Source organism: Glycomyces sp. NPDC049804 (assembly GCF_040674615.1).
Classification (GTDB): domain Bacteria; phylum Actinomycetota; class Actinomycetes; order Mycobacteriales; family Micromonosporaceae; genus Glycomyces; species Glycomyces niveus.
Map to the genome: position 1 here is coordinate 37,434 of NZ_JBFAMQ010000022.1, position 16,110 is coordinate 53,543.

Here is a 16,110-nt window from a genome sequence, read left to right on the forward strand (position 1 = left end):
CAGGAGTAGCGGGCGAAGCGCTCTCCTGCTCCGGCGTCTCATTTCGGGGCACATCCTCGGCCTCAGGGGTACATCCAGCCACGAAGATCGTTGCGCAAGCAGCCGCTGCGACTCCTGCGATCAGTCGAGGAAACCTTGTCACCTTCAGTACCCGCTTCCTGGTACCAGATCGTTGCTCCCTGTCAGATTGAAGTCTGCGCTGGAGAGGGTTCTGATCTGGGCGGCACAGTCCTTACGAAGCACTGAATCGTCCTCGGCGACTTGCCTGATGCCCTCGGTCATCGTGGTCATGATCTCCCGGATGTCTTCACTGGAAGGAATGAGCTCGGTCTTCGGGTTCAGCTTGGCATCCGCCCCCGCCGAGCTGGCGGCGGTCATTGCGAGACCGCTCAAGCCGATCGCCATCGCGACTCCGGTGCTCAGCACTGGATACAACCCTACGATGCCGCCGATGGTGCTCGCTGCGGTGAGCACACTGATGCCTTTGTCTCCGAAGAGCCGTCGCACCGAAAGTTCGTCGATCCGTTTCTGTCCGGCCCGAAGAACACCGGCTATCGAGAAGTGCGGGGCGACCTGGAGCCCAAGATCAGAGTCAGCGCCCCTACTGAGGTTCAGTGCGATGGCGGCATGCCTATCAAGCGCCGTACGGACGGATCCCGCATATTGGATCCGAAACTGATCGGCGTCATCGCCTTCCCAGTCCGCACCCAGTGCCTCGATGTGGGCGATGGCGCCCGACAGGTCACTCTGGGCCGACACGAACGCCGCGTACAGGCCCGAGTGCGCCTTCGCGGTATGGAAATACCGTCGAGATCGTGGAACTTCAGCGCTTCCTCACACGCCGTGCGAAGATCGCCGACCAGCATCCCCGACCGCGCCTCCCCTGCGAGCGCGATTTCGCCGATCATCGTCTCGGGGTCGGGTCCGATCGGGTCCTGCATCCGGTAGTAGTTCATGCCCTCCACAGTGGGCAGGACCATCTCGATCTCGTCGTACCACTTGAACGCCGTGTAGGTTTCCGAGCCCCAGCCGTCCCCGCCGATGGTGATGTCGTCGCCGAACGCTGACTTCTGCTGCTCCCACTGATCCTTCGACATGTCGATGTACCCCGCGTACCCCGGGTAGAGCTCCTTCGCGAACTCGCGGGCCATCGCATCGCGCACCGGCGGCTCGAACCCGTCGACGAAATCCATGATCTCTGGCTTCGTCGGGACGCCGGTCTGGTCATAGGGGCCTTCCGGCTGCGGTGGAGCCGGAGTGAAGGTGCCTTCTTCCGGCTGCAGGAATTGCTCCTGGAACTCGTTCCCGGCCCACTCGAAAGCTTGGCCCGCCTCGGAGACACTGTCAGACACGGTGCCGACCGGGTCGGTGACCAGGCCCTCGGCGGTCTCGGCGACCTCATCCCAGAAGCTCATAGGGCCACCCCTTCCCCGCGCGTCTCGGTCTCGGGGGCAAGGTGTTTGTCGAACTCGCTGGGCGCCTCGGTCAGCGAATCACCGTGCTGGCCTTCGACCATCGTGGTGTATCCCTCGGCGCTGAAAGCACCTTCGGTCTCTTCGGCCAAGGCCCCGAGTGTCGCGGAGATCTCGCCCTCGGTGCGTTCGTCGTCGTCCGCGATCTGCTCCAAGGCAGTGCTGAGGTCTTCGTAGTTCTGGCGCGACTCTACGACCGCGTTGCGCAGTAGGAGATGGTAGTCGGTGAAGTCGGTCGACATCTCTTCGGAAACGCCGGAGCCGTTCAGGTAGCCGCCGGCGTCGACTATGAGCTGTTCGAGGTGCTCGTAGGCGTCGGCCAGTGCGGGGACGTCGTTGGTGGCGACTTCGCGGGTTGCTTCGGAGTCGATATTTCGAGGGGGACTCCCGGGGATCGCGGGCGGGAGGCGGAACGGCGTTGGTCCGGCCGGGGCGTGGAGTGGGAAGCGTTCGACTTAAGGGGGTTTGATGGGATTGTTGACTTGGTTCATGTTAGTGGATGGTGACCCGTGGTGCGGTACGGGCGAAATGCGGGTGACTGCGAAGCAGGTGCGCCCCACCGGAACTCTTGCGGCGGGGCGCACCTTGCGGTCACTCGGTCAGGGTGAACGTCGGGGATTGCCAGTGTTCCCAGTGGGACGGGTTCGACTCGTCGCCGAGGGCTTTGAGGACCTTGATGTTGAGGGTCCATTGGCCGGGCTCGAAGGCGTTCGGGCGTTCGGCGATGAGGTCCCTGAGGTGGATGCCCATGGCGTCGTCGGGGCCGGGGGAGCGCTGGAGGTAGTGCTGGCGCTCCCAGATGACGGTTTGACCGGTCTTGGTGTTCTCGGCGGTGATCTCGAGGGCGGCGACCTGGTGTCCGAGGTAGACGAGGGCCGCGAGGGCCGGGTCTTGGAGGCTGAAGGTCTCGCTCTCTTCGAGGTCGCGGTAGTCGAACTCGTGGGTGACCGGGTCCTGGCCGACGATGGCGGCGAGGCGCGGGAACTCCGGGTGTTCGAGGACGGGAATCGACAGGTAGTCGCCCTGGTAGCCGGAGTAGACGGCGGTCAGGGACTCGCCGGCGTCCGGGCGGGCGGTGATGCGGCCGCCGAAGACGCTGCCGAGGGGCAGGTCGGCGCTGGGTTCGACGGTGACTTTGATCTTCGCGGTCTGGCCCGGGAACAGGTCGAGGGTCTTCGGCTCGAAGGTCACCTTCGGTTCGGCGGCGTTGAAGCCGGGGTCGCGTTCGTCGCCCGTGGTGGCGATGGTGGATGCGTGGGTGAGCTCGTAGGTGCGGACGGCGGTGTCGCGGGACGTGAGCTGGAGTTCGAAGGTGCGCGGCGCGGTGCCGTCGCCGGTGTTGACGCCGGTCGGGTAGAGGCAGGCCTTCGCGTCGAGGGCGTCGATCACGTCGATGACGCCGGTGCCTTGGCGGTGGGCCGCTTCGAGTTCGCCCAGGTCGGGATTGTCGCCCCACAGGACGGGTTTGGCGGAGTTGGCCAGGCGGGTGCGGATGTCGCGAGGTCGCAGGTTCGGGTCGTCGTCGATGAGCAGCGCGGCCGCTCCCGCCACGTGCGGGCTCGACATCGAAGTGCCCGACAGGGATTCGTACGAGCCGTCGGCGACCGGGACCGTCGACCAGATGCCGCCGCCGGGCGCGGTCAGGTCGGGCTTGAGCGACAGGTCGGGCGAGGGTCCGTAAGCGGTGAACGAGGACGCGAAGCCGCCGCGCGGCATGTCGACCAGCACCGTCTCGCCGTTGAACTCGAGGACCGGGGCCTTGCCGATGGAGGCCAGGTCGCGGAGGTCTTCGCCGTCGGTGTCGGTGAGCGCGATGGCCGGGACGGTGGCGTCCTCGATGCCGCCGCCGCCGAAGGGGCCGGAGCGGTCGTTGAAGATGACGACGCTGGTGGCGCCCTCGGCGATGGCCCGCGCGTACTTCTCCTTGAACGTGCAGGTGCCGCGGATGATGAGCGCGGCCTTCCCGGCGACGTCGCCTTCCGAGGCGTCGTCGGCGCAGGCGCGGCCGAACCACACGAGGGGGTCGGTCGCGGCCGAAGGCTCGGGAGTGTCCGCAATGGAGCGGTAGCCGATGCTGCGGTCCAGGGCCGGGACGAACGCGGCGTCCATGCGCTGCTGCGGGTTGTCCGTGGAGGCCACGCCGATCACCTCGGAGCCGACGCCGGGCGCTGAGCCGGAGAAGACGCCTGCCTCGCCGTCGTTGCCCATCGAGGCGACGACCGTGACGCCTTCTTCGACGAGCGTGTCAGCCGCCTGCGCGGTGGGGTAGCCCGGCCACTGGAACGACTGGCCGAGCGAGAGGTTGACGACGTCCATGCCGTCCTCGAGCGCCGCTTCGAGGGCCTGCATGATGACCTCGGAACTGGTGGAGCCGCTGCAGCCGAACACTTTGTAGGCCCCGAACTCGACGTCGGGGGCGACGCCGGTGACCTTGCCGTCCGCGCCCACGATGCCCGCCACATGCGTGCCGTGGCCGCCGCAGTCGGACGGGTCGGCGTCGGGGACGACCTCGTCGTGCTCGGGGTCGTCGGAGTCGAAGTCGTCGCCGACGAAGTCGGTGCCGTAGGCGACCCGGCAGCCGGAGCCGAAGCAGCCGCCCAGGTCGGGGTGGGTGTAGTCGATGCCGGTGTCGATGACGCCGACCTTGACGCCCTCGCCGGTGATGCCGCGGGCGTGCGCGTCCGCCGCGCGCGTGGTCTGGATCGCCTGGGCCAGTTCGGGTTGCGGGTCGGATGATGCGCTGACCCGGGCCGGGCCCATCACGAACCGGTCCGACCACACCTCTTCGACGAGGTCGAGGCGTTCGAGGCGGCGGGCCGTCGCCGGGTCGGCCTCGACCGAGACGCCGTTCCACACGCGCGAGAAGTCATGGCGGACCGTGTAGTCGAGCCCGAGCGACGTGGCTTCGAGGGCGGCGGCGTTCGCGCCGGGCGCGAGTTCCACGAGCCAGACCTGGGCCGGGTCGGCGTCCGCGCCCGAGACCGGCGCCGAAGCGACCAGCAGGGGCAGGGCGATCGCGGCGGCTATGGTCGGCCGAATGGCGCGGCGGTCGATTCGCGGGCGCGGGTGTGCGCTGAAGCCCGGCATCAGGGGTCCCTTTCGAGTCGTGCCGGCCGGGACGCCGCGGAAGCCCGGGCGCCCCGGCCGACAGCTATGGCAGGACCTCGATCGTGGGGCATGGGGCTGCCCGAACGGGGGATTTGCCGCCTGGGGCGGGTCGCGTGTCGGGACGAGGGCATCGGCGGGGGCGGTCTGGCGGCGGGGCGGTGTGCCACGGGCCGTAGGGCATGCCCCTTCCCACCCGCATCCGCCTCCGACCAACCGAAAAAGACCACGGTCGCATCAGGGTCTGACATTCGGAGGCCCGTGATCCGGATGCGGCCGTCGCTCAGCCGGTGATCAGGTGCGCGAGGCCGAAGCCGGCCAGGCCCGCGCCGAGGCCGCCCGCGAGGTTCGCGGCCATGTTCCACACCGCGTGGCGCCACCGCCCCTCCTCGACCAGCCGCAGCGTCTCGTACGAGAGGGTCGAGTACGTGGTGAGCGCCCCGCAGAAGCCCGTGACGAGCAGCGCGGACCAGCCCGGGTCGGCGACGGCCACCACGAGGAACACCGCGAGGCCGGAGCCGAACACGTTGACCGCCAACGTGCCCCAGGGGAGAAATCGGCCCGCGTAGTGGGCGACTACCAGGTCGGTGAGGAAGCGTGCCGGTGCGCCGACCGCCGCGCCGAGCGCGATGAGCATGAGCGTCATGCGCGCCTCCGCAGGAGGAGCCTGCGGGTCGCGTACATGCCGAGCGCGGCGGCCCCCAACGCCGCGGCCATGGTCGCGAACGCGTACACGACCGCGAGCAGCGTGGCCCCGGCGTTCGCGGCGCGGCCGATGTCGACGATGTACGTGGAGAAGGTGGTGAAGCCGCCGAGGATGCCGACGCCCACGAACGGCCGGATCATGCTCAGGCCGGGCGCGACCTCGGTCACGAGGATCATGAGGACGCCGATGAGCAGGCCGCCGACCGTGTTGGCGATGAAGGTCGCCAGGTCGAACGAGCCGGGCTCGGTCGGAAAGGCCGCGGTGAGCCCGTAGCGGGCGAGCGCGCCGATCGCGCCGCCGGCCGCGACCGCGGCGAGGGCGGGCTTGGAGACGGAGCGGAGCAAGCGGCGCAGGGGCGGACGCGCGGGCGCTGAATCGGACACGCCCTGAATCTAGCGTGACCTGCGGACCCGCCGTTATTCCCTAGGCGCGTGCCGTATGCGATCACTCACTGGTCCTTGCGCCCGATATGCGAGGACCGCTAACGTGGTCAGGCGATGAGCTACACGACCACGTTCCAGGATCTGACGCGCAGACTTCACATCGATCTCTGCCGCGTCTCCACCGTGCTCTGTCGTTAGCCCGAACCTCTTCACCGGCGGGCTCGCCGATGACTCCCTTTCTTTCCGCTGGCCTTGAGCCCACCCCAGCGTTCCCGAAAAAGCAGCAGGGCGTGCCCTTGCACGCCCAGAATCCAAGAGGTTCACCATGTCCGCAACCGCGGAAGCAAACGACACCAAGCAGCGCAAGCGGTTCAAGATCCCGTTCGCGTGGCAGCTCCTGATCGGCCTCGCCCTCGGCCTCGTCCTGGGCTTCGCGGCCCGCGAATGGTCCCTGGCCTGGCTCGGCACCACCCTCGAGACGGTCGGCTCGCTGTTCGTGCAGCTGCTGTTCCTCATCGTCCCGTTCCTGGTCTTCACCGCGATCGTCGCCTCGATCGCCAACCTGCGCAACCTCGCGAACGCGGGCCGCCTGGTCGCCAAGACCCTCGGCTGGTTCGCGCTCACCTCGGCCATCGCGGTCGGCATCGGCCTCGCGATCGGCCTCACCACCGACCCCGGCGAGGGCGTGACCCTCACGAGCCCGGCCGCCGCCCCGGAGACCACCGGGTCGTGGACGGACTTCCTGACCGGGATCATCCCCACGAACGTGGTCGACGCGTTCGTGAACGTCAACGTGCTGCAGATCGTGTTCGTCGCGATCGTCGTCGGCGCGGCCGCCGCGAAGCTCGGCCCCAAGGCCGAGCCGTTCCTGAAGTTCAACGAGTCGGCGCTGGCGCTGATCCAGAAGGCCCTGTGGTGGGTGATCCGCTTGGCGCCCATCGGCACCGCGGCGCTCATCGGCAACGCGGTGTTCGCGTACGGCTGGGACCTGCTGGAGCCGCTCGCGGTGTTCAGCATCGACATCTACGTGGGCGCGCTCATCGTGATGCTCGTGGTCTACCCGGTGCTCCTGCGCCTGGTCGCGAAGGTCTCGCCGGTGCAGTTCTTCCGCAAGGCGTGGCCGGCGATCCAGTTCGCGTTCGTGTCGCGCTCGTCGGTGGGCACGCTGCCGCTGGCGCAGCGGATCGTCACCGACCGCCTCGGCGTGGACCGCAACTACGCGTCGTTCGCGTCGCCGTTCGGGGCGACGACGAAGATGGACGGCTGCGCCGCGATCTACCCGGCGATCGCCGCGATCTTCGTGGCGCAGGTGTACAACGTGCCGCTGGGCGTGCAGGACTACCTGCTCATCGCGTTCGTCTCGGTGATCGGCTCGGCCGCGACGGCGGGTTTGACCGGCGCGACCGTGATGCTGACGCTGACCCTGTCGACGCTGGGCCTGCCGCTCGAGGGCGTGGGCCTGCTGCTGGCGATCGACCCGATCATGGACATGATCCGCACGGCCACGAACGTGACCGGGCAGATGGTGGTGCCGGTGATCGTGGCGAAGTCTGAGAAGCTCCTCGACCGCGAGGTGTACGACGCCAAGCCGGTCCCGCTCGACGCCGAGTCGGCGTTCGGCGGCACTGGGCTCGACGGCTCGGAGGAGCCGCCGCGCAAGGGCGAGCCCGCGCTGCAGCCCGCTTAAGGCTTTTCTCTCTCTCCTGAAAGATCGGGGGCCGGTCCGCACAAGGGCCGGCCCCCGTTTCGCCTTGAAAGTCCATGCCGTGCAGGCAGGGCTGCGGCGAACGAGCGGACGGGTCAAGGCGCGAGGTCGATCCGGCGCGATCCGGCCAGCAGCCCCTTAACGAGGGCGATCCCGTCGCCGAAGACCGGCAGCAGGAACAGCCCATGGCCGAGATACCACCAGGAGAGCGGGCGGGTCGCCTCCGGCACGGCGAGCACCGCGCCGACGGCCGCGCAGGCGACCGGACCCGAGACGGCCACCGCCGCCGCCTGCCGTCCGGTCATGTGCCCGTGCGGGATCAGCGAGACGCGCCCCAAGGTGCGCTCGATCGACACCTCCGAAACGGTGGCGATGCGACCCAGAACAGCGGCATGGGCGCATTCGTGAAGCGTGAAGGACGCCGTCAGTCCTGCGACGGCGGCGGCGAAGATCCACCCCGCCAGCGGCAGCTGCGTGGTGTCGCCGGTGCCCGCCGCCCAAGCGGCCGCCGTCCCCAGGGCCAGCGAGACGAACAGCAGCAGCGGCCAGAGCTGCCCCGCCACCGCCAGCGCCACGCTCCGGAGGGGAAGTCCGGAGCGCGTGCCGGCGGCGAGCCTACTCACTCCGTTGCGCCAGGAGCTGGCGGCGGCGGGTCCGGAGCCCGCCGAGAATCACCTGGACCAGAGCGATGAAGCCCGCGACCGCTACGAAGATCACGGCCAGCGGAACGGCCCCGCCCACGCCCATCGTCACGTTCGTCGTGTCGGCGGTGGCTTCGGTGACCTCGAAGAACACGGCGCCGAACAGCCCGGTCTTGCGGATCGGTTCGTCACCGCTGGTCGAGAACATGAGCAGCATCAGGGCCACCACGGTCGCCGTCGCGGTGATCACCAGGGAACTCCCCAGCGAGACCAGGACGATTCTGATCGTCTTCACTGTGTCTCCTTCTCATTTCGTTGTCGTGGATCTCGATGATCGAGTGGGCGATGACCGCCAGGCCGCAGACGGCGAGAATCAGCTGTGTGACCGGTGCCGGAAGGCGCAGCATGCCCAGTCCGATGACGATGAGGCCGAATATGACCGCAGCGCAGGCGATGCCGAGCAGGACGGAGAACGGGTTGTTCTTCTCCGACGGGAACACGACGGAGACCCAGACGGCCAGGACCATGCCCGAGGCCGCACCGAGCAGCGCCAGAGCCGAGTCGCCCATCCGTGCGGGATCGACGATCGCTCCGATCAGGAACTCCGGTACGGCGAACGCGGCGAGCAGCATGGCCTGGCCCTTGACGAGCCGCGCGTAGACGGCCGGCGCGGAACGCGTCGAGACCGGCAGCCTGCGAAGCGGCTCGGTGCCCGAGTAGTGGTAGAGGCCCGCCGTCGACAGTGCCGCCAGGCTCCACATCGGATTCGTCTCGCCGCCTCCGAGGAGCAGGTAGGCGAACAGCGCGACGGCGATGACTGCGGCGACCGCTGTCTGCGAGTTGCGGAACAGGCAGTAGTCGTAGGGGTGGAGGACGTGGCGGGCGTGGCGACCGGTGAACACCGCCAGGAACTTGGACTGGCGGACGTACTGGTTCGGCGTCAAGACCAGGTTCACGCCGATCAGGACGGCGATCGCGGCCAGGGAACCCGCCCCGGTTAGCACCGGGCTGTGCCCCCAGAACCACGAGACCGCGGACTGCCACTGGAACGCGCCGCCTCCTTCGAAGTAGTCGTCCGTGATCGCGAAGACGGTGTCGTTCATTGTCGTCGAGTACAGGACGAGCAGCATGAACAGCGCGATCACGGAGAGGAGGCCGGCGATGTTCCCGAGCCGGAGGAAGGTCCAGACCCGCACCAGCAGATGGTGCAGCACACTCAGTCCCAAGTAGACGATCGCGGCGGGGATGACGAACGCGGTCAGGAGGTGGGGGAGCGCTTCGAGGCCCAGGAGCGCGACCGAGGTCACCGCGAGCGCCGAGAACCCCAGCGCGACGACGATGGCGGTGATGGCGGCCTCGTACATGAGGAACGCCAGCGCGCGCTCGCGGTTGGTGACCGGGAGCTGGTAGGACAGCTCCAGCATGTCCGCCGCGTTGATGAACAGGACCTTGACGACCAGGAACGCGCCCATCGCCCAGATGACGAGCGAGACGGTGCCGATCTCGAACATCAGGTCCCACAGCTCCCGGGTGAGGGCCAGGGGTTCCAGGAACTGGTACGCCGCCGCGCACAGCACGCCGAAGAAGACGAGGGCCAGGGCCGCGGCGGCCGTTCGGACGGTCCGGGAGCGGAGGAGGCCCACCCGTAGCACTCGCCGGCGGAAGAACAGCAGCAGCAGTCCGGCCAACCTCGCCGACTGCCGCACGCCGACGTTCACCGGTCGCCCGATTCGAGGTAGTCGTAGACCATGCGCTCGAGCGAACCGTGTTCGGCGACGAGTGCGGAGGTCGGCGCGTTGTAGACGGTGCGCCCGTGGTCGAGGAACACGATCTCGTCGGCGAGCCGTTCGAGCACGGGGAAGTCGTGGGTGCACAGCAGCACCGACAGTCCTTCGTCGCGAAGCCCCGCCAGTTCCTTCTCGGCCAGGTGCAGGGCCTCGATGTCGATGCCGTTGAGGGTCTCGTCGATGACGGTGAGGCGGCGGCGCACCAGCAGCGCCACCATGAGCTGGGCTTTTTTCCTCATGCCGTGCGAGTAGTTCTCGATCAGGTCGTCGTAGCGTCCGTCCATAGAGAACTCGGAGAAGAGCTCGCGGGCGAGGTCGTGCTCGACTTCGAGATCGTAGAACCTGGCGATCATGGCCGCGTATTCGGCGGCGGTGAGGAACTCGGGAAGATAGTCGTTGCTGGACAGGTAGATCGCTTCCCGCTTGGCCTGCGAAGTGGTGTGAGGGGCGCCGGCGACTGTGATCGATCCGGACTGCGACTGCAGCAGGTCGAACACGTTCTTGATGAGCGTCGACTTGCCCGACCCGTTGGGGCCCAGCAGTCCCACGATCGATCCGCGCGGAACGGAGAAGCCGACGTCGTCCAGGGCCTTCACGTCGCGCCCGTAGGAATAGCTGAGGCCGGTGATCTCAAGGTCGTTCACGTGCTGCTTCCCCTTCTGATGCCTGTCGGTTAGCATGGGAGTGGAGAGGTCCGCCCGTCCGGACGAAGTCGATCGCGCCAGGCACGGCGCTTCTCGGCACCGGAGCGGACGAACCCCTCACTGTTCGACACTGACAGCGTCAGTACATGGGGTGCGTCCCTCTACCGGATGCACTCCATGCTGATGGTCCAGCCGTTCGCCCAGTGCCACGAGCCGGAGAACCGGCCCTTCTGGTTCACGACGCACCAGATGGCCATGCCGAGCAGGATCGTCGCGCCGAGCGCGAGGAGAACGGCGACGAGCACGAGGAACCACGCGTCATAGCGGACGAGCGCGTTGTCGAAACGCTCCTTGGCCTTCTCCACCAGCGCGGCGCCGGATGTGGCGGCCTTGGCGCCGAACAGTGTCATGAGCTCAGTCATGATGATGCCTTTCTTTCGTTGGGGATCCTGAGGAAACTGGTTGCGGCCCTTGCGCATCGCGTCAGCCGTCGAGCTGATCCGGCTACTCGGGGCCGCGGGGCCGGACCTTCGTCCCGCGCCCTCTTCGATGGTGATGGCGCTAGCGCAGTGCGGTCAAGCGGTCGCGGATGCACTGCGGGGACGCCGTCGATCCGCGACGGTTCCCCTTCAACTTGATCTCCGAACGGCGATCAGTCCTCGAACCGCGGCGATCGCCGCGAGTTCGGCCCGGTTGGCGACGCGAAGCGTCTTGCAGGCGCGCCGCACCTCCCGTTCGACCGTGCTGAGCGAAATGAACAGGGCGCTCGCGATGTCGCCGTTCGACATGCCTTGCGCGATACAGGCGATCACCTTGCGCTGACGTGGGGTCAGATAGCTGATGGTGTCGTTGTGCACTGGCTCTATCTGCATTGCGTTTCCCTAAGGTGGGGTGTCGGGAAGTCGAGGACGGGCGTTTCGCCCTCAATTACCTCAGGCTAGAACCGTCTGTGCCGGTACCGATACCAACGAATCCGCAGTCTTCGCGGAGGCGGCCCGGCGCCCCTGGCACCGGGGAGCCAAAATGGACCGGTGCCCGAACCGATCGGCTCCACCCGTTTCGAAGCCCAGCGTCTGGTGGCGTACTTCGTCGGCGGCTTTCGCCTCGCCACGCTGATCCAGATGGTGCCGTCCGCCCCCCTCGCCCTGAGCCGGACCGAACATCCGCTGCTGGCCGCGGTCAGCTGGACCGCGGCGCTGGGCATGCTGATCGGTGTCGCCGCAGTCGCCATCGCCCGCCGGAAGGCCCCTGGGCCCCGGATCGCGGTCCTCGATGTAGCGGTGTCGGTAGGACTGCTGGTCGCCGGGCTCTGGACGGTGCCGCCCGCGCTCCGCTTCGGAACCTGGGAGGGCTTCCAGATGGCCTACACGCTGTGCATCGCCTGTTCGCTTGCGGGCGTTCGCAGCCCGAAGATGTACACGGCGCTGTTCGTCGCGCTGGCCGCGGCCGAGTCCGTGTACCTGGCTCCCACGGTCCAGAACACCGCCGGCGTCCCCACCGCGGTCGGCAACCTGCTCACCCTGCTCGCTCTCGGTCCGTTCACCTGGATCTGCGCCGGCGTCATCCTCCGCCTGGGCGACAAGGCGGACGAGGCCCGCGATTACGCCGCGCGCATCGCCCGCGAGGAGGAGGAGCGCCGCGCCAAACTTGCCGTCCATAATGGCACCGCGCTGCTGCGGCTGCTCTCCGACGAGTCCGCGGACGAGACCACGCGCAAGCGGCTGCGGGTGCAGGCCGAAGCCGAGGCCAACCGGATGCGCGCTTATCTGCGCGGGGCGCCCCGCGCCGACGACGAACGGACCGACCTGGCGGCGCTGGTGGCCTCGATCGGTGAAGAGCACTCCGACATGCCCCTGACCGTCGTCGCCGACCTCGCCATCGGGGTGCGTCTCGAACCCGGTCTCGCCGCCGATCTCGCCGCGGCCCTGCGCAGTCTGCTCCTGAACGTCCGCCAGCATGCCAAAGCCGAGCAGGTGGTGGTCCACGCCGAGGAGTCCGCCGACGGCGCGGGCTGGGCGGTGACCGTGCACGATGACGGCATCGGATTCGAGCCGGCCCCGGAGACCTACGGGGTCGGCCTGCGCCAGGTCGTCATCGACCAGCTCTCGACCTTCGGGGTGACCACCGAGGTGACGAGCATGCCCGGCTTGGGCACCATGGTCACCATGGTCGCGCGATACTCGAAGACGCACGGCGAGGAGTCCTGATGCCACCCACGCGGTTCGTCATGGTGGACGATGCGACGGCGCTGCGGGCATCGATCGCGAGCCTGCTGCCCGCGCTGCGCTTCGCATCGGTCCACCGCAATGTCGAGGAGCTGCTCGACGAGCGCCCGACCGCCGATGTCGTGATCCTCGACCTGCACTTGGCGAACGCCCTCCAGCCGAGTGCCAGCCAGGGCATCGCGGCCATCAGGAAGGTCATCGAGGCCGGGTACCGGGTGTGCGTGTACACGCAGGAGGAACGCCGGTTCGTCCTCGCAGCCTGCCTCGCCGCCGGAGCACTGGGAGTGGTGTCCAAATCGTCGTCGCTCGAGGACACCGAGCTCTCGTTCCAGGCGGTGGCGGACGGGGAGCTGGTGGCGCCGCCGACGGTCACGGGCCTGATCGAGGTGCTCGCACGCCGGGGCGCGCTCACCATCCTGACGGCCCGGCAGCGCGAGGTCCTGGCCGGCCGCGCCCGCGGCCTGACCTATGCCGAACTGAGCCGCTTCCTCTTTCTGTCGGAATCCACGCTGCGGGGATATTGGCGGGATCTCACCGATACGGTCTCCCGGTACCTTCAGGAGACGTCGCCCGGCGACATCGAGCGCGCCCTCGGCCTCGGACCCGGTGACCTCGTCGACTTCTGGCCCGTCGATCCTCATCAGTGACGGCGGATCCAACGCCGTTCGGCCCTGGCCGAAGGCGATCGGGAGGTTTCGGTAGCGATCACCCCTGGGCTTCCATGAAACTCTCGAGGCCGTCGAGGACGCGTTCGAGGCCGAAGTCGAAGTAGTCCTCCATCGAACCCTCGGCGGCGGTGCCGGGTTCGGCGAGGGCGGCGAGGTTCGGGAAGCGGGCGCGCATGGCCGGGTCGGCGAGGAACTGGAAGAACTCGGTGTCGCCGCCGGCGCCGCCTATCTCGGGGCGGACGGCGCCGAGCGCGAAGCAGTCGACGGTGAGCACGGCGATGAGCCCGAGTTCGGCGGGCATGCCGACGGCGGTGAGGCGGCCGATGACGGCGTCGACCCAGCCGGCCTCGCCGGGCCCCATGGCGCGTTCGCCGGTGGCGACGCCGAGCGCCCACGGGTGGGCGGTGAAGAGGTCGCGCACGCCGAGTCCCCAGTGGCGCAGGACGTCCCGCCAGTTGTCGGCCTCGGCGAAGGGGAGCGGGCCGGTCATGAGGGAGTCGTACATGAGGACGACGAGCTCGTCCTTGCCGGGCACATGGCGGTAGAGGGACATGACGCCGCTGCCGAGCCGTTCGGCCAGGTGCTTCATCGAGACCTTCTGCAGGCCTTCGGCGTCGGCGATGGCGACGGCTTCGGCGACGATGCGCTCGCGGCTGAGGGCGGCCGGGCGGCCGCGCCCGGCGCGGGTCGCCTCGCCCCAGAGCAGGTCGTACTCCGCTTGTCCCACTGGCGCTTCCCCTCCGCTCGCGTCCCGTGCACCGCAGCCTACGTCGCGCCCGGATCGGATGGCACGCCTCATTCGTGCGTATGAGGTACGCTAATTAGCGTATCGCATACGCATCGTTCGGATCCCCGTGATCGGAGACCCCATGGCCGAGTCCACCCTCCTCGCCCCGAACCCCGAGACGCCGCCCGCGCCAGCGAGACCGAAGTGGTACCGCCGCCCCTGGATCGTCCCGCTCTTCGTCATCGTCGGCCTCTTCGTCGCCGCCCGCCTGCCCGCCTACCTCACCTTCGACACCGGCGACTCGCTCGTCCAACTCCAGGACGCCTTCCCCGAGACGCACTACCTGATGCTCTCCGGACACATCCTGTTCGGCTCGATCGCGATCATCACCTGCTCCATGCAGGTCTGGCCCTGGCTGCGCCGGCACCACCCGAAGGTCCACCGCGTCTCCGGGCGTGTCTACGTCTTCGCCGGCGTCCTGCCCTCCGGCCTGTTCGCCCTCGCCGTGAGCATCGTGTCGGTGATCGGCCCGGACGGCAAGATCGGGAACGTGCTCCTCACGCTCCTGTGGTTCGGCACCACCGCCGCGGGCCTCGTCGCGGCCCGGCGCCGCCGCTTCCAGGAGCACCGGCGCTGGATGATCCGCAGCTTCGCCCTCTGCACCTCCATTGTGGTCAACCGAGTGTGGTTCGCGGTCATCATGGTGGCGCTCCTGCCGTTCCAGGACTCCTACTACGGCGGCGACATGGACCAGCTCATCGAGGACTCGGCCGTCGCCTCCATCTGGATGAGCTGGGTCGTGAACCTCATGATCGCCCAGTGGTGGCTCGACCGGAAGCCGAAGCGCCACAGCCGATCGCGGCAGACCGCGGCGGCCTGACGGGTCAGGCCCCGGCGAGGGCGGTCATCGCCTCGTTAGTGATGTCCGCGAGGACGTCCCCCAGCACCTCGTCCGGAACCTCCGGCGGGCCGTGGTTGAGGTAGGGCCGGTTGATGTTGAACTGCGCTTGGACGAGCAGGTTGCCGCTGTAGGCCTCCAGCCAGGCGGTCTTGCCGTTGCGCTCGTCGTAAAACAGCACAAACGAATCCACGGCCATTGCGGCATGGGGCTGCGGGTCGCTGGCAGCACGGCCCTCCAAAGAGGCGTTGAACGCGTCGGCGGCGTCCTCGGCGGAGCCCAGGACGCTCGCCCGCATCCAGATGTCGCCCTGCGAGCTGTAGTCCCCCACGCCATCGCCGCTGTTCGAGAGGTGCATGTTGCATTGATGGTCTCCGGGGGCTCCCCCGACGGAATCGGCTCGCGTGACCGGCAGTACTGTCTCGATTCCCTGATGCGAGAAGGCCGTGCACAGGTCGAACCCGTCCGTGGGCTGGAAAACGCCCTCGCCGCTGTACGGCTCGGCGAGCGGCTCATAGGCCTGCGGCAGGGCGGGGTCTTCGACTCCGGCCAGCACGTCGTCACCGCCGCCTACGAAGAACCAGAGGCCGAAGCCCGCCACGCAGAGGACGACCGCGGTGATCACCAGACCGACGGTCAACCCGGTCCTCTTCCGCTTCTTCGGCGGTGGAGCGGACGCGGGAGCATTCCGCGGCGCACCAGGGTGGCCGGGTGGCTGCGGCATGCCGTAATTCGGTGCGGGCGTGGCAGGTCCGGGGGGTGGGTAACCCATTGGTTACCTCCTTCTCAAGCGTCGGTCCGCCACCTTATCGGGACGCCGCCAAGCGGGCGGTCCCGTGCCGGTCTCCGACGCGTCAGCGACCGCGAGGCGCGGTGGCGGGTGTGCGATCCGTCCGCCTCGTCGTCAAGGCGGCGGCGACGAGGAGGTGGATGTCGGGGCGGGTCGGTTGGCGGGTGGCGGGTTGGTGTCGGGGCCGGTGACACTCTCGACCGCCGGGGCTGGTCGTCGCCTGTTGCGTTGCGTCGCATCGGATCGGGGGCGGGGAATGTGAGGGTTCTTTGCCCTTGTGGGTGATGACGGTCGAAGGCGGTTCGCGGGATACTTGTAGTACGCACGGGGATGCGGAAAACGTACAGGTGGCGAGTAGG

The 16,110-nt window shown here is 68.4% G+C and carries 19 protein-coding genes; 5 read left to right on the top strand and 14 right to left on the bottom strand.

Translation table 11 applies throughout. The features are described from left to right. Nucleotides 1–144 precede the first annotated feature (144 nt). The 6 genes from AB0K52_RS23615 to AB0K52_RS23640 form a co-directional block, all read right to left on the bottom strand. Nucleotides 145–474, bottom strand: a complete 330-nt coding sequence (locus tag AB0K52_RS23615) for a hypothetical protein (protein WP_363536271.1) — start codon at nt 472–474, stop codon at nt 145–147. Between the two features lie 137 nt (nt 475–611). Further along, nucleotides 612–1,415, bottom strand: a complete 804-nt coding sequence (locus AB0K52_RS23620) for a hypothetical protein (RefSeq protein WP_363536274.1) — start codon at nt 1,413–1,415, stop codon at nt 612–614. Next, nucleotides 1,412–1,714: a hypothetical protein gene (locus AB0K52_RS23625; RefSeq protein ID WP_363536277.1), complete on the bottom strand. Its 303-nt coding sequence runs from the start codon at nt 1,712–1,714 to the stop codon at nt 1,412–1,414. Before AB0K52_RS23625 ends, AB0K52_RS23620 begins: the two co-directional genes overlap by 4 nt. Nucleotides 1,715–2,063: 349 nt before the next feature. Then, nucleotides 2,064–4,559, bottom strand: coding sequence for a S8 family serine peptidase (locus AB0K52_RS23630; protein WP_363536280.1), 2,496 nt, complete (start codon nt 4,557–4,559; stop codon nt 2,064–2,066). Between the two features lie 301 nt (nt 4,560–4,860). Continuing rightward, a complete protein-coding gene (crcB, locus tag AB0K52_RS23635) occupies nt 4,861–5,223 on the bottom strand; it encodes a fluoride efflux transporter CrcB (protein WP_363536283.1) in 363 nt (120 codons plus the stop codon). Continuing rightward, nucleotides 5,220–5,666: a CrcB family protein gene (locus AB0K52_RS23640; RefSeq protein WP_363536286.1), complete on the bottom strand. Its 447-nt coding sequence runs from the start codon at nt 5,664–5,666 to the stop codon at nt 5,220–5,222. Before AB0K52_RS23640 ends, crcB begins: the two co-directional genes overlap by 4 nt. Before the next feature lie 114 nt (nt 5,667–5,780). Between AB0K52_RS23640 and AB0K52_RS23645 the strand changes: the two genes are divergently transcribed. Further along, nucleotides 5,781–5,864, top strand: a complete 84-nt coding sequence (locus tag AB0K52_RS23645) for a putative leader peptide (protein ID WP_363536319.1) — start codon at nt 5,781–5,783, stop codon at nt 5,862–5,864. 127 nt (nt 5,865–5,991) lie between these two features. Further along, nucleotides 5,992–7,353 (top strand): dicarboxylate/amino acid:cation symporter, encoded by a 1,362-nt coding sequence (locus AB0K52_RS23650; protein WP_363536289.1) that lies wholly within the window; start codon nt 5,992–5,994, stop codon nt 7,351–7,353. A 113-nt stretch (nt 7,354–7,466) separates the two neighbouring features. On the opposite strand, the gene AB0K52_RS23655 is transcribed toward AB0K52_RS23650, so the two are convergent. The 6 genes from AB0K52_RS23655 to AB0K52_RS23680 form a co-directional block, all read right to left on the bottom strand. Further along, the gene (locus AB0K52_RS23655) at nt 7,467–7,946 is read right to left on the bottom strand and encodes a hypothetical protein (protein ID WP_363536292.1); all 480 of its coding nucleotides are present in this window, start codon (nt 7,944–7,946) and stop codon (nt 7,467–7,469) included. A 40-nt stretch (nt 7,947–7,986) separates the two neighbouring features. Then, the gene (locus AB0K52_RS23660; RefSeq protein ID WP_363536294.1) at nt 7,987–8,262 is read right to left on the bottom strand and encodes a hypothetical protein; all 276 of its coding nucleotides are present in this window, start codon (nt 8,260–8,262) and stop codon (nt 7,987–7,989) included. Then, nucleotides 8,201–9,730 carry a hypothetical protein gene (locus AB0K52_RS23665; RefSeq protein WP_363536297.1) on the bottom strand — a complete coding sequence of 510 codons (1,530 nt, stop codon included), beginning with the start codon at nt 9,728–9,730 and terminating at the stop codon, nt 8,201–8,203. The genes AB0K52_RS23660 and AB0K52_RS23665 overlap by 62 nt, the downstream gene beginning before the upstream one ends. Continuing rightward, nucleotides 9,727–10,443 carry an ABC transporter ATP-binding protein gene (locus tag AB0K52_RS23670; protein ID WP_363536300.1) on the bottom strand — a complete coding sequence of 239 codons (717 nt, stop codon included), beginning with the start codon at nt 10,441–10,443 and terminating at the stop codon, nt 9,727–9,729. The genes AB0K52_RS23665 and AB0K52_RS23670 overlap by 4 nt, the downstream gene beginning before the upstream one ends. A gap of 161 nt (nt 10,444–10,604) precedes the next feature. Next, complete coding sequence (locus AB0K52_RS23675) at nt 10,605–10,853, bottom strand: hypothetical protein (protein ID WP_363536322.1); 249 nt, start codon at nt 10,851–10,853, stop codon at nt 10,605–10,607. A gap of 219 nt (nt 10,854–11,072) precedes the next feature. Continuing rightward, entirely contained in the window at nt 11,073–11,315 is a 243-nt protein-coding gene (locus AB0K52_RS23680) for a helix-turn-helix transcriptional regulator (RefSeq protein WP_363536302.1), read from the bottom strand. Between the two features lie 159 nt (nt 11,316–11,474). On the opposite strand from AB0K52_RS23680, the gene AB0K52_RS23685 reads away from it, so the two are divergent. Then, entirely contained in the window at nt 11,475–12,650 is a 1,176-nt protein-coding gene (locus tag AB0K52_RS23685; protein WP_363536305.1) for an ATP-binding protein, read from the top strand. Between the two features lie 20 nt (nt 12,651–12,670). Beyond that, nucleotides 12,671–13,315 carry a DNA-binding response regulator gene (locus tag AB0K52_RS23690; RefSeq protein WP_363536308.1) on the top strand — a complete coding sequence of 215 codons (645 nt, stop codon included), beginning with the start codon at nt 12,671–12,673 and terminating at the stop codon, nt 13,313–13,315. Nucleotides 13,316–13,373: 58 nt separating this feature from the next. Here AB0K52_RS23690 and AB0K52_RS23695 read toward each other — a convergent pair whose 3' ends face one another. Further along, on the bottom strand, nt 13,374–14,063 hold the full coding sequence (locus AB0K52_RS23695) for a TetR/AcrR family transcriptional regulator C-terminal domain-containing protein (RefSeq protein WP_363536311.1): 690 nt from the start codon (nt 14,061–14,063) through the stop codon (nt 13,374–13,376). A gap of 142 nt (nt 14,064–14,205) precedes the next feature. Here AB0K52_RS23695 and AB0K52_RS23700 point away from each other — a divergent pair, with 142 nt between their 5' ends. Further along, nucleotides 14,206–14,943, top strand: a complete 738-nt coding sequence (locus AB0K52_RS23700) for a DUF2306 domain-containing protein (RefSeq protein ID WP_363536314.1) — start codon at nt 14,206–14,208, stop codon at nt 14,941–14,943. Between the two features lie 4 nt (nt 14,944–14,947). Here AB0K52_RS23700 and AB0K52_RS23705 read toward each other — a convergent pair whose 3' ends face one another. After that, nucleotides 14,948–15,601 (bottom strand): hypothetical protein, encoded by a 654-nt coding sequence (locus tag AB0K52_RS23705; RefSeq protein WP_363536316.1) that lies wholly within the window; start codon nt 15,599–15,601, stop codon nt 14,948–14,950. Nucleotides 15,602–16,110 lie beyond the last annotated feature (509 nt).